This window comes from Niabella aurantiaca DSM 17617, assembly GCF_000374125.1.
Lineage (GTDB): Bacteria > Bacteroidota > Bacteroidia > Chitinophagales > Chitinophagaceae > Niabella > Niabella aurantiaca.
Genome location: NZ_KB893647.1, coordinates 233,760 through 246,164 on the forward strand (window position 1 = coordinate 233,760; position 12,405 = coordinate 246,164).

The 12,405-nt window shown below is 49.4% G+C and carries 11 protein-coding genes; 8 read left to right on the top strand and 3 right to left on the bottom strand.

All coding sequences use genetic code 11. The annotated features are described in order from the left end of the window. Window positions 1–13 precede the first annotated feature (13 nt). From mreC to B160_RS0125600, 8 genes are all read left to right on the top strand, one after another. On the top strand, window positions 14–790 hold the full coding sequence (gene mreC, locus B160_RS0125560) for a rod shape-determining protein MreC (RefSeq protein WP_245562283.1): 777 nt from the start codon (window positions 14–16) through the stop codon (window positions 788–790). Then, on the top strand, window positions 787–1,320 hold the full coding sequence (locus tag B160_RS0125565; protein ID WP_018630814.1) for a hypothetical protein: 534 nt from the start codon (window positions 787–789) through the stop codon (window positions 1,318–1,320). The genes mreC and B160_RS0125565 overlap by 4 nt, the downstream gene beginning before the upstream one ends. Before the next feature lie 453 nt (window positions 1,321–1,773). After that, on the top strand, window positions 1,774–3,906 hold the full coding sequence (gene mrdA, locus B160_RS0125575; RefSeq protein WP_018630816.1) for a penicillin-binding protein 2: 2,133 nt from the start codon (window positions 1,774–1,776) through the stop codon (window positions 3,904–3,906). Then, on the top strand, window positions 3,903–5,246 hold the full coding sequence (gene rodA / locus B160_RS0125580) for a rod shape-determining protein RodA (RefSeq protein ID WP_018630817.1): 1,344 nt from the start codon (window positions 3,903–3,905) through the stop codon (window positions 5,244–5,246). The genes mrdA and rodA overlap by 4 nt, the downstream gene beginning before the upstream one ends. Before the next feature lie 343 nt (window positions 5,247–5,589). Beyond that, window positions 5,590–6,075, top strand: coding sequence for an RNA polymerase sigma factor (locus tag B160_RS0125585; protein ID WP_026310029.1), 486 nt, complete (start codon window positions 5,590–5,592; stop codon window positions 6,073–6,075). Window positions 6,076–6,077: 2 nt separating this feature from the next. After that, window positions 6,078–7,091: an anti-sigma factor gene (locus B160_RS0125590; protein ID WP_018630819.1), complete on the top strand. Its 1,014-nt coding sequence runs from the start codon at window positions 6,078–6,080 to the stop codon at window positions 7,089–7,091. 5 nt (window positions 7,092–7,096) lie between these two features. Then, on the top strand, window positions 7,097–7,987 hold the full coding sequence (locus B160_RS0125595) for a hypothetical protein (protein WP_018630820.1): 891 nt from the start codon (window positions 7,097–7,099) through the stop codon (window positions 7,985–7,987). Window positions 7,988–8,072: 85 nt separating this feature from the next. After that, a complete protein-coding gene (locus B160_RS0125600) occupies window positions 8,073–8,936 on the top strand; it encodes an outer membrane beta-barrel protein (RefSeq protein WP_018630821.1) in 864 nt (287 codons plus the stop codon). Window positions 8,937–9,319: 383 nt separating this feature from the next. Here the strand turns inward: B160_RS0125600 and B160_RS0125605 are convergent, their stop codons facing one another. From B160_RS0125605 to B160_RS0125620, 3 genes are all read right to left on the bottom strand, one after another. After that, window positions 9,320–9,922 (bottom strand): hypothetical protein, encoded by a 603-nt coding sequence (locus tag B160_RS0125605; protein ID WP_157558224.1) that lies wholly within the window; start codon window positions 9,920–9,922, stop codon window positions 9,320–9,322. 63 nt (window positions 9,923–9,985) lie between these two features. Then, window positions 9,986–11,158 (bottom strand): DUF3298 and DUF4163 domain-containing protein, encoded by a 1,173-nt coding sequence (locus B160_RS0125610; RefSeq protein WP_018630823.1) that lies wholly within the window; start codon window positions 11,156–11,158, stop codon window positions 9,986–9,988. Between the two features lie 149 nt (window positions 11,159–11,307). Beyond that, the gene (locus B160_RS0125620) at window positions 11,308–12,336 is read right to left on the bottom strand and encodes a LacI family DNA-binding transcriptional regulator (RefSeq protein ID WP_018630825.1); all 1,029 of its coding nucleotides are present in this window, start codon (window positions 12,334–12,336) and stop codon (window positions 11,308–11,310) included. Window positions 12,337–12,405 lie beyond the last annotated feature (69 nt).

Here is a 12,405-nt window from a genome sequence, read left to right on the forward strand (position 1 = left end):
TACGTACAATCGTTTGCATCGTGTCAAAGGTCTTGAGGCCGCAGGCCGGGTAACCAGTTATTTCAATTCAAAGTTCAATTCCCTCGAAGATTTTTTCCGAATGAAGGCGGAGAACAAGCGGGTACACCAGGTGAACGACTCCCTCATGAACCTCATGAAGGAGAACTTTGTGCAGATCGATACGGATGCGATCCTGGTGCATGATACGGCGTCCGTGGATACGACCGGAAAAGCCCGGCGCTACGTTTGGCGGACCGCACAGGTATTGTATGCTACCGTAAACAGCGATAAGAACTACCTGCAGATCAACCGGGGTACCAACTCGGGCGTGACCGGTGATATGGGCGTCTTCAGCTCCAACGGCGGCCTGGTAGGCAAAGTGGTGAATGCTGGAAAAGATTTCAGCGAGGTGATGACGCTGCTGCACGTGATGAATAAGCTCAGTGTGCAGCTCAAAAAAACGGGCAATACCGGCATCATTTCCTGGGACGGCAAAACACCAACGGAGCTTACACTGAACGGCATTCCGAAAACGGACTCGGTCCATGTGGGCGATACGATCCTCACCGGTAACTATTCACTCAGTTTTCCGCCCGGTAAGATGGTGGGTACAGTAGCAAGGGTATTAAGGGACGAAGCGACCAATTTTTTTATTTTGAAAATAAAACCGGCGGCTAACTTTGGAAGCCTGCAGCAGGTATTTGTGGTGGAAAACCTGAATTATGCAACGCTGCAGCAACTGAGCGATGAAACCGACAGGAAAGTAGAAGCAAAATCTGGAAACAAGTGAGCGATCTTGTAAAAAATATTATCCGTTTTTCGCTATTTGTATTTATACAGGTATATGTATTTGATGTGATGCCGCACCTGCACGAACTGATCACCCCCTACCTGTACTTTTTATACCTCCTGTGGCTGCCTTTTTCCATAAAGCGGGGCTGGCTGTTGCTGCTGGGTTTCCTGCTGGGAATGACGGTCGATTATTTTACCATGACCCCCGGGCTGCATGCGGCCGCCTGTGTGCTGGTAGCCTTTTTACGGCCACTGATCATTCACCTGCTTTCACCAAAGGATGCTGCCGGATACACTTACCAGGAGCCTTCACCCCGGGCCATGGGATGGAGTGCTTACAGCCTGTACGCGCTGATCCTTTCCTTTGCGCACAATTTTTATCTTCTCTTTTTAGAATGGCTGTCTTTTGGCGCGTTTATCAATTTTATGATGAAAGTGCTGAGCACTACAGCCATCAGCATGCTGCTGATCTTTATTACCGAGCTGCTGTTCTTCCGGAAGCAGCGCTACCGTACGAATACAGCGTAGGCCGATCAATGTCAATTTGAAAATGTGGAAATGTGAAAATGAGTGCGCCTTCGGTAATATAAAATATCGAATGAAAGATTGTAAAAAAATAGCCCTTTCATTGCCATTCAGTAATTTCCTCCGATAACAATTCACATCTGTGTTACGGGAATCGAGAATCCGGATTTGAGGTTCGGGATTTCGGGACCGGGAGCCGGGCATGAATGCTGTTGGCTGTCAGTGATCAATGGTTTTTTCGGATGAGATGATCCGGGAGACTGTTTAGGCACTGATTGCTGAAGGCTGACCGCTGACTGCTCCGTGTTTATTTTCAGTAAGGTCAGACCCGGTTTCGTGCCCGACCCCTGATTCTCATTTTCATATTTCCGCATTCCCACAATCTCAAATCTGACTTCTTAAACAGTTTTGTATTATTTTTGATTTTTCTTTATAAAAGTTCCCTTAGTTTTAAGTATGTCGGTGTTCAATAAATCAAGAAGTTATATTATACGGATTATTTTCCTGTCTGTATTTATAATCATCATTGCACAACTGGCCAACCTGCAACTGGTGAGCAATAAATACCTGGAACTTGCCAAGAATAACGCCGTGTTTGAGAAGATCATTTACCCGGAAAGAGGTATTATTTTCGACCGCAACGGAAAGGCCGTGCTGAACAATACCATCATGTTTGACCTGATGGTGACGCCGGCAGAGGTTAAAAATTTTGACACGACGGCTTTTTGCAGCCTGATGCAGATCGACACGGCCGAATTCCGGGCGCGCATTATCACTGCCATTATCAAAAATTCGAGGGTGCGGCCTTCTATTTTTCATTCGCTGCTGACGCCCGAAATGCAGGCCCGGTTTGAAGAGAACAGCTGGCGTTTTCCGGGCTTTGTATTGCAGCAGCGCCCCGTGCGTACCTACCCGTATAATGTTGGAGCGCACATCCTGGGCTATATCAGCGAGGTGGATGCAAAGGATATCGAGCGCTCAGGCAATTTTTACCGCATGGGAGACTATGTTGGTAAAAACGGGCTGGAATATACTTATGAGAAAGTGCTGATGGGCCAGCGGGGGGTGCAATACATGATCAAGGATAACAGGAACCGCCTGGTAGGACATTATGAGAATGGTGAATTTGATACCACGGCCGTAGCCGGCAGGGGGCTAAAGACCCATCTGGACGTGGAACTGCAGGTGCTGGCGGAAAAATTATTGAAGGATAAAGTGGGTTCTGTAGTAGCGCTGGATCCCAGAACCGGCGGCATCCTTGCCATGGCATCCGGGCCGGTATTCAATCCCAATGACTTGACCGGTCCGGATAAAAATGCCAACTACGCTAAACTGTTGCTGAATGTACGGGCGCCTTTGCTGAACCGGGGCATTAAGGGACGCTATCCCCCGGGCTCCACCTTTAAACCCCTGGGAGGGCTGGTAGCATTGGATGAGGGGGTCATTACACCATCTTATGGGTACCCCTGCGGCGGGGGGTACTATGCCTGCGGCAGAAGGGTGGGATGTACACATGCAGGGGGAGGGCACGCTGCCAACCTGCGCCTGGCCATTGCCAATTCCTGTAACTCGTATTTTGTACAGGTGTACCGGATGGCCGTTGACAACCCCCGGGCGGGAAGTATGCGCAAAGGCTTTGAGGACTGGATGGATTATATGCATAAGTTTGGCCTGGGCGTGCGTTTGGGCGTGGATCTGCCCAGCGAGGACAAGGGCAATATTCCGTCGGTTGCCACTTATGATAAAGAATACCGGGGATCCTGGACCTCCTGTACCAATCTTACCCTGGGCATCGGGCAGGACAAAATGCTGGCAACGCCCCTGCAACTGGCAAATGCCATGAGCATCATTGCCAACAAAGGCTATTACTATATTCCCCATTTTGTAGACAGCATTGACGGGGAAACGGCGGCGGATGCCCGCATACTGGCAAAATACCGGGAAAAACATGCGGTGCTTACCCATATCTCCGATACGGCCTATAATGCCATTATCAACGGGATGAATGATGTGGTAACACGTGGAACCGCGCGGGTTGCCATGATCCCCGGCATTAATGTATGTGCCAAAACCGGTACGGCCGAAAACTATACAATCCTGGACCGGAAAAGGATCAAGCTGAAGGATAACTCGATGTTCGTTTGCTTTGCGCCAAAAGAAAACCCGAAGATTGCCATTGCCGTTGCGGTCGAAAATGCAGGTTATGGTGCTACCTGGGCCGGCCCGATCGCCCGTATCCTGATGGAAAAATATCTGCTGGACAGTCTGACCAATAAAAGCAAGGCAGACTTTGAACGCATCTCCAATACCAACCTGATGCCGGCTTATTACAACCGGCTGCAGTATATAACAGACTCGGCCAGGGCGGAGCAATGGGCAAAGATCCGCAGGGACAGCACACAGCTGCTTCGTTACCTGAAAAAAGGAGCGGCACCTAAGGCTATTCCCAAAAAGGATTCAGCACAGGCCCGGGATCGGAAACCGCAAGATCAAAAGCCGAAGCAGAAAAAGCCATCGGCCCTTGTTGCATTATTTACAGATGATCGAAAATACTACAGACCCGTTACGGCATCCGGAGAAATCATATGAGCCAGAAAAAAGCTGAAATATCAAAGGGGGTAGACTATATACTCATTGTTGTGTACCTGATCCTGGTGTGCACTGGGTTGATGGCTGTTTTTGGGGTTACCTATACAGAAGGCGATCCGGTGGTACAAACCTTTCTCGGCTTTAAAACGGATTATAGCCGGCAGTTCTATTACGCCTGTATATCGCTGGTGCTGGGCCTTTTCATTCTGTTAACGGATAGTAAGTTTTTTCCGGCTACGGCCAATCTCTGGTATGCCGGAGGCATCTTGCTGTTATTGCTGGTATTTCCCTTTCACTCTGCTGTTAAGGGAACGGAATCCATCATCCGCGTCGGCGGGTTCCAGTTTCAGCCGGCGGAATTCTGCAAGGTAACGGTGGCCCTTACCCTGGCCAAATACCTGTCGAACCCCGAGCTGGATTTTAGCCGGACCCGTTCCCAGTTGATTGCAACGGCAATTGTATTGGCGCCGGCGGTGCTGACCGTTTTTCAGAAGGAGACCGGCCTGGCGCTGGTATTCTGCTCCTTCTTCTTTGTAATGTACCGGGAAGGGCTTCCTGCCATCATCCTGGTGATCGGGTTTGCCATAGCCGCCCTGGTGGTGGCTACGCTGCTGTTGGATAAAAATGTGCTGGCCATCATCCTGACCGTTATCGCCGGCCTGGTGGTTTTATTCAGCCTGCGGCAGATCAAGAAAAATAAGACCCTGTTGCTAAAGATCATTCTTGTTTGGGCATTGTGCGTGGGTATCCAGCGTTTTGGAGTTCCCTTCCTGTTTGAGCATGTATTGGGCAAGCACCAGGTGGAACGTATTTACAGCACCATCGGAAAAGAAATACCCCAGGAATATCTGAAAGGAAATATGGGGGAGATTAATGCAAAAACCGGAAAGCAGAGCAATACGGCCGATTATAATGTAAAACAATCCAAAATTGCAGTGGGAAGTGGCGGACTGATGGGAAAAGGACTGCTGAGCGGTACCCAGACCCGCTATGGCTTTGTGCCGGAGCAGCGTACCGACTTTATTTTTGATACCATTGGAGAAGGATTTGGTTTTGTGGGCAGTGTCATATTGATGGGACTGTATATATTGCTTTTGTTCCGGATCATACGGATCGCGGAGCGCCAGCGCAGCACATTTAGCAGATGTTATGCTTACGGCGTGGCATCCGTATTTTTCTTTCATATTGCCGTAAATGTAGCCATGACCATCGGGCTGGCCCCCGTGATCGGCATCCCATTGCCGCTGATCAGCTATGGCGGTACTTCGCTGCTTACATTCACCATATTGCTGTTTATCCTGATCCGCCTGGATGCGGACCGCCAGATGGTGCTGCGGTAGCATTGGTTTCAGGTTTGACGTTTAAAGTTTCAGGTTTCTGGAACCGTTTTCATGTCCGATATTTAGAGCGCGTGTCAATGATCTTCCGGAAGCCATCGGGAGGTCAATAGAAGTCAAGGGTCGATTGTTCCAGGCAGAAGCTGCAGCCCCCGGTATTATTGGTCTATTGTCTAAGAGCTAACGTCTATCGTCTTTTAATGTACCCATTTCCACATTCTCACATTTCCACATTTTCACATTTTTCTGTAACTTTTCATATTCTGATCCGTATTACTTATAAACCGGTTCAAAAATAAATAACTACAACCCTGTCTGCCGAGCAGGCAGACCTGCTACAGGATCTATGACGGATAAGGAATATAACGAATGTGTAAAAATGTATGCTGATAATGTGTACCGGTTTATCTTAAAAAACCTGAAACATGCAGCAAATTCGGAAGATGTGGTACAATCTTCGTTTCAGGCATTATGGGAGCAAAGGACAGAAGTACATTTTGAGCGCTCAAAATCGCTGCTGTTTACCATTGCTTACCGGAAGATGATCGATCATATCCGTAAGCATAAAAGGATGGTCTATGACGAATCGATGGGTAATTATGATCGGGGTACGGAACAGGGTAACCGGAATTTGAAGGAAGTGTTGAACCGGGCCCTCGAACGGCTGGACGATATGAAGCGTTCACTGGTCTTGCTAAAAGACTATGAAGGGTATAGTTATGAGGAGATCGGGGGCATAACAGGACTGTCTGCCAGCCAGGTAAAAGTGTACCTCCACCGGGCGCGGCTGCAGTTGAAGGATTATTTGGTTAAAATAGAAAACGTGTTATAATCATGCAGGGAAGAATAGATCCGGCCAATTGTGAAGCTTATTTTCTTTTGTATGTTGACAACGAACTGAGCAACACGGAGCGGGCAGCGGTAGAAGCGTTCCTTCAGCAGCATCCGGAGACCGGACCTTTGCTGGAAGCGCTGATGCGTACCCGGCAGGACATAGATCCGTTGATCGTTTTTCCGGATAGATCAAAATTATTCTTTGACGCAACGCGGGAGGTTACCGACGACGAGCTGTTGTCTTATCTGGATAAAGAAACGGTTCCGGAAACGGTGCTTGAAAAGCTGCAGCATCCTTCGCTGGAGCTGGCAAAACGGTTGCAGGCGTTTGAAGAAGCCAGGGTTGAACCGGAGATGCACATCGTTTTTCCGGATAAGACCCGCCTGTACCGGAATCCGAAGCTGATAGCATTCAGAAAATGGGGTATGGCGGCAGCGGCTGTAGTTGTAATAGCCGTGGGAGCCACCATATGGATGCAGGACCGGAAGGAGCTGCCAGGCCTGGCAGGCACGGACCTTTACCCGGATACGGCTTCCGGGGCGGCGATCGCCCGCGCCCTTCCTGACGCAGCCCCTGCTGATACCCTGCCCTCTGCCGGCAATGCAGAAAAAGACATGGCGGACGCGCCTGCTGCGGATTACCGTGACGACCGTACAACCGGTAAACGGACAGAAAAAGCCCAATCCCCGGTATCTGCGCCGCTGCCTGCGGTTGCCCGGCATGTACCCGATGTTTCCGAACAGCCCCCGCCGGCTTCGCGCAAAACCGAGGAACTGCACCAACCAGCACCCGAACCGCTCGTGGTAAAACAGGAGTCCCCGCTGCCGGCTGCAACAGCACAGGATCCGTCCGCGCAGCGCACAATGGCAATGACCGGGGATGAAAAGCAATCAAAAGCAAAAAAATCATTATTTAAAAAATTAACCCGGCGTATCGAAGAGCGGGTCACGGAAACGCTCACGGATAATGAGGGCCAGGTGAACATCGCAGGCTTTGCGGTTAATGTAAAATAGAAACAATGAAGACGATAAGAATAATTGTATTGTTTACAATTTTGGTGACCCCCTGTTGTCTGCGGGCACAGCATAATGGAAAAAGCAAAGGGAGAATTGACACTACCGAAATAACGGTGCGGGTGATCTCCGAGCAACGCAAAGATTCTGTAATTCTCAGCAATAACGGGCAACCCTGGGTAAAAGCCGCCCGGGGGAAAAATGTGACTACCAGCTGGTTCGGTATCGATCTGGGCTTTGCCAATTTTGTGGATCATACCATTTATACGGATGCGGCCGCGCAGGCTTTTGCTCCGGGTGCTACCGATCCCTGGCTGGATCTGAGGAGCGGCAAATCGATAAACGTGAACATATGGCTGCTTTCCCAAAAGGTTAACCTGATAAAGCATGTGGTAAATCTAAAATATTCCCTGGGCCTGGAATTGAACAACTACCGGTTTAAGAACCCGGTACGGCTGAACCCGAAACCGGCCACAGATGCCGCCATACCTGCGGTGGTCTATCTGGATGAAGAGCCGGGACGTACCTACCGCAAAAGCAAACTTGCGGCAGATTACCTGACCGTGCCGGTAATGCTGAATTTTACCATTCCGGCAAAAAGGAAAGTGGTTGAGGTGAGCCGGAAAAATATACGGATAAAGGCAAGCAAAGAGTTTGGGATCAGCGCCGGGATCAGCGCCGGTTATCTGTATTCTGCAAGAAACAAATACATCAATTCAGATGAAGGAAAGCATAAATTTAAAGACGATTTCAGCTTGAACCCCTGGAAGATCTCCTATGTAGGCGAGGTGAACCTGGGTTACCTGGGGGTGTACGGGTCATTTGCTACAAAAAATATGTTTAAACGCGGTCTGGACATGACACCCTATACCGTTGGTCTCCGTTTAGGTTTATAGTTTTCTAAACAAGTTCTTTCCTATCTTTAGGCATTAAATAAACCAGATTTTGTAGCAAACCAATTTCGTAATGCCATTGATTTGTATGAAGACGAAAAGAACATTACTGCTGACTTTTATGATGGTTTGGGCAGCCGTTGCCGGCGCCCAGGATAAACCGGATACCCTGGTGATCAACGGCATTACCATCATCCGGGATAACAAACCTGTGGAGCAGGAGCCGAAGAAAAGCTTTTTTAAAAGCATCCATACCCGAAGGAAGCCAAAGAGCATCGTTACCGAATGGGGCATGGTCGATATCGGGATGTCGAATTTTGTGGATGGTACCCAGTACGGGGAAGACGCGGCAGCGGCGTATGCGCCCGGCAGTAATGAGCAATGGTTTGCCACAAAGGCTTTCAAATCCCGCAACATCAATATCTGGCTGGTGACACAGCGCTATAACCTGGTCCGCCACTTTGTGAACCTGCAATACGGCCTGGGCCTGGAGTTGAACAACTACCGGTTCAAGAACCCGGTGCGTTTTAATCCCCGGCCACCAACGGATATTTCCAATCCTCCCGTTGCCTCCATGGATGCAACGCCGGGCCGCGAATACCGGAAGAACAAGCTTGCCGCGGATTATATAACGGTGCCCCTGATGTTGAATTTTAACCTGACGCCGGACCGTTTGTATCCCTTTGAGATCAGTGCAGGGGTCAGCGTGGGGTATCTTTATGCTGCGAGAAATAAAACCATTACCTCTGATGAGGGGAAGCAGAAGGCAAAGGGTGATTTTGACCTGGATCCCTGGAAGCTGTCATACGTGGGGGATCTTACATTGGGAGTGGTTACCTTATACGGATCCTACGCGTTCAGGAGCATGTATAGCCGGGGGCTGGATCATACACCGTATAATTTTGGCATCCGGCTGCGCCCTGCGGACTTTTTTGGAAAGATCCAGAATTGAGTTGCCAGCGAAAAGCTGTTTGAAGTTCCCGGTTTGAGCAGTTTGAAGTCTGATGTTCGAGGTCGGGGCTCGTTCGCTGCCTGTGTGCATTTCTCAATTCCATGATACTCAAAATCTCAAATCTGATAGCTGAAGGCTGATCGCTGTTTAAGGTTTATGCTCCTGGTTTCAGGTCTGATCTTCAATTTTCACATTATTTCCGGTTTGTTGTCCGGGGCTGACTAAAAAGCCCTCATTTGTCTTGCTGAACTTGTTTCAGCATCTGAAAGAGGCGTTTTTGAATAGGTTCTGAAACAAGTTCAGAACGACAATCTTCAATAAACAGGTTTTTGGTCAGTCCTGTAAGATGATACCATTTTAGTAAAATTGATACCGGTCTATTATTACTGCATATTCACATACACGATCCGGTAGCGGTTTTTCATGCCTGTTGTTTTTTTCAATATCCAGACGCCTGCAACAGCGGTAGCGGTGGCAATTCCCAGGCGGGTGAGGTTTGCCCCTTTAAAAACGGGCTCATTTGCCCGGAGACCATTGATGATGTTTAGGGCGTCGTACCCGAAGCCTCCAAGCGCCATCAGCCCCCCAAGGGGTACCAAAAGGCTTTTCCTGCCCCTGCGTTTGGGCACATAAATGGTTTTTATTTGTTTGTAATGAAAGGGAATGATCTCTGTTTGCAGCGTGTCTGTAATGATATAGCCCAGGATGTTCTCATACCGGGTGGTTTTATAAAAAGCAATAAAAACGCTGTCGTGGGCAACCGCTGTGATCGGGCCTTCGTAGGTGAATCCGTCAGTGCCCGTAAACCGGATGTCCATACCGGTATAAAAGCTCCGGACAGTGATGCCGTTCTTCTTTTTAACCGAAATATAATCGCTCATTTTATGGGAAGCGCCTGCAGGCTGCAGGTGGGCAATGGTGTCGGACTGCGCTGAAATCTTCAACGCAAACAACAGGCAGCAACATAGTGTAAGCAGTTTTCCCATTGCCGCTAAGATACTATCAAATTGGTTACAGGATCGATCGATTTTTGTTAAAGAAAACTAATTTTAGAGTCCCATCCGTTGCGCAAACCCCGGCTGAAGATAAGGCTTGAGGTCGGTATAGGGCACCCAAACATCGATCAGGCCAAATGCGTATGCAGCTACCTCATAAGGTTGGTAAATAAATCCGATACCCCCGGGTGTAAAATAAAAGTTGTCGGTGAGCGCCAGCCGGTCCTCAAATAGAACTTCCGTCAGGGGTTTGTTGCCGGCTATTTGATACCGGGTTCTGAAATGCTGTTCCAACAGGGGTTGCAGGGTAGCGGAGTCAATATTGAGCAGATCCTGAAGCACCAGTGCTCTCTTTTGTTTCATATCCAGGCACAGCATGGTTTGCCCGTACATCCCGTGCGCACCGCCGGTGTAGGCATAGTTCCCTACACTAAGTACCGCATAACCGTTGCTGTTGTATATAAGGTTGGAGCTGATCTGCTGGTCATAGTGCATCATCGAAACGGGGGCTTCGTCTTCGTTGCCGGCTGCCTTCATGGTATCGATGTCGTCCCGGAAATTTTCAATAAAGCTTCTTCCGAATTGGGTCATGGCGGTTTGCAGGGATGCGGAATCGGGTCGTTGCGCGCCCAGGATATTTTTCTTTAACAGTTCCGTAAACCAGCTGTCTGAGGCAGACGCTTTTGCCGGCTCCAACAATACCAGGCTGGTAAAGGCTGTAGGCGTATCCTTTTTAAACCCGGTGATCCGGATCGAATCGAGATAGCCTACCGGCAGGAAGGCATTGCCACCTTCCCGGGGATGAAGCTGTACCGGCAGCGGCTCTTTGCTGCTGTTTATCTTCAGGCCGGTGACCCCGTTCGGCCGGATGACCAGGTGCAGGATGGCATCGGTGCCGTCCTGGTCTTCACCGGCAGCGCGCGGCGCAAACTCGGTAAAGAACAGGCTGTCATTTTTGAGCAGACTGTCTTTCTGGAACAGCAGGTCTACCGTCAACCCCCCGCTATTGGTATAGTTAACATCATAGGTGGCACCAAATTTTACCACGTGCATGATTGCCGGCTGACCGCCAATGGTTCCTTCATATTGCATATAGTAGTTACCGGTAGTTTGTGCTGCTGAGAGCGAATCTTCACCGGAGGATGCCGTGTTGCTTTTTTTATCGATATTCTTACAACTGAAGAGTAATGCCGGAAGAAAGAAGAACAGGAGGAGTATTTTTTTCATGCGTCTTTCGTTTAGTAGAAACCCGGGGGCAAAATTAAAGCATCATCCTTATTTATGAACGATAAATAAAAAGCAATCACATTGTTTAAAAACGGGAGTCCGCGGGTGTTATTCCCCGGCAGCCATGAAAACATTGTAAAAACGGATCTTTACTGAGGCAATGGCGGTTCGCGCAGGGTCGATTCCCGGGCGATCAGTGTTCCGGGCAGGAGAACGTCTTCGGGTATAAAGCTGCGCCTGCCGATGTGCTTCAGCAATAATTCGCAACTTCTTTTCCCGATCTCAAAAGCCGGTTCGGCAATGGTGGAAAGCGTGGGTGAAACAACGGCGGCTGCGGGGTCGTTGGCAAAGCCGATCAGACCTATTTCCCTCCCGATCGTAATACCGGCATTTTTCAGGGCGATCATGGTTCCAATGGCTTTCTGATCGTTCACGGCAAAAATGGCATCCGGCCGTTCTTTCTGTTTTAGCAGCGCTGCGGTATCCGCCAGTCCATTCTCCTGCGAAAAGCCGGAATGCATGATCCATCGTTTCTTTACGGGGAGACCATGCTTTTTCAGGGCATCCAGAAAGCCCATTTTTCTCTTTTGTGCAAGATCCGATCCTTCCGGACCCGCAATATGCCCGATATGCCGATAACCCCGACCAGCGAGATGCGCTACCGCTTCGAATGCGCCCAGGTAGTCATCCTGCACGACCCGGGAGGCCTTAATGGTGTCCGGTACGCGGTCAAAGAAAACAACCGGTGTACCGGTATTCATTATTTTTTGAAAATGGGCCGTGGCTTCTGAACCCGAAGAAACGGCAATTAACAGGCCGTCAAGGTTGGGTACCGCCAGGTTCCGGATCAGGGAAAGCTCCCGTTTGGGCGAGTCGTTGGTGATGTGCAGGATGACATTATAATCATGCTGGTAAGCAACTTCCTGTATGCCGCTGATCACCGTTGAAAAATAGTGGCCGCCTACAAAGGGCAGGATCACCGCAAGGTTGTGGGAACTGCGGCTAACCAGGCCCGTGGCCGGGAGGGCCGGCCGGTAGTGGAGCTCATTGGCCACAGCTAAGACCTTTTCCCTTGTTTCGCGGTTTACATCATAGGTATTTCGTAATGCTCGGGAAACAGTAGAAACGGAGAGGTTCAGCTTTTTGGCGATGTCTTTAATGGTAGTAAAACGGCTCATGCTCGCGGTTTAGCAAATAGTAAAAGTCCGGGTGGTGAAGGTACTGAAATCTGTGTATAGATATGCCAC

Bases quoted from the DNA above. Each gene is read 5' to 3' on its own strand.
- rodA (WP_018630817.1), top strand. From the start codon at position 3,903: ATGAGCCAGAAAAAAGCTGAAATATCAAAGGGGGTAGACTATATACTC.
- B160_RS0125590 (WP_018630819.1), top strand. From the start codon at position 6,078: ATGCAGGGAAGAATAGATCCGGCCAATTGTGAAGCTTATTTTCTTTTG.
- B160_RS0125600 (WP_018630821.1), top strand. From the start codon at position 8,073: ATGAAGACGAAAAGAACATTACTGCTGACTTTTATGATGGTTTGGGCA.
- B160_RS0125605 (WP_157558224.1), bottom strand. From the start codon at position 9,922: ATGGGAAAACTGCTTACACTATGTTGCTGCCTGTTGTTTGCGTTGAAG.
- B160_RS0125595 (WP_018630820.1), top strand. From the start codon at position 7,097: ATGAAGACGATAAGAATAATTGTATTGTTTACAATTTTGGTGACCCCC.
- mrdA (WP_018630816.1), top strand. From the start codon at position 1,774: ATGTCGGTGTTCAATAAATCAAGAAGTTATATTATACGGATTATTTTC.
- B160_RS0125620 (WP_018630825.1), bottom strand. From the start codon at position 12,336: ATGAGCCGTTTTACTACCATTAAAGACATCGCCAAAAAGCTGAACCTC.
- B160_RS0125585 (WP_026310029.1), top strand. From the start codon at position 5,590: ATGACGGATAAGGAATATAACGAATGTGTAAAAATGTATGCTGATAAT.
- B160_RS0125610 (WP_018630823.1), bottom strand. From the start codon at position 11,158: ATGAAAAAAATACTCCTCCTGTTCTTCTTTCTTCCGGCATTACTCTTC.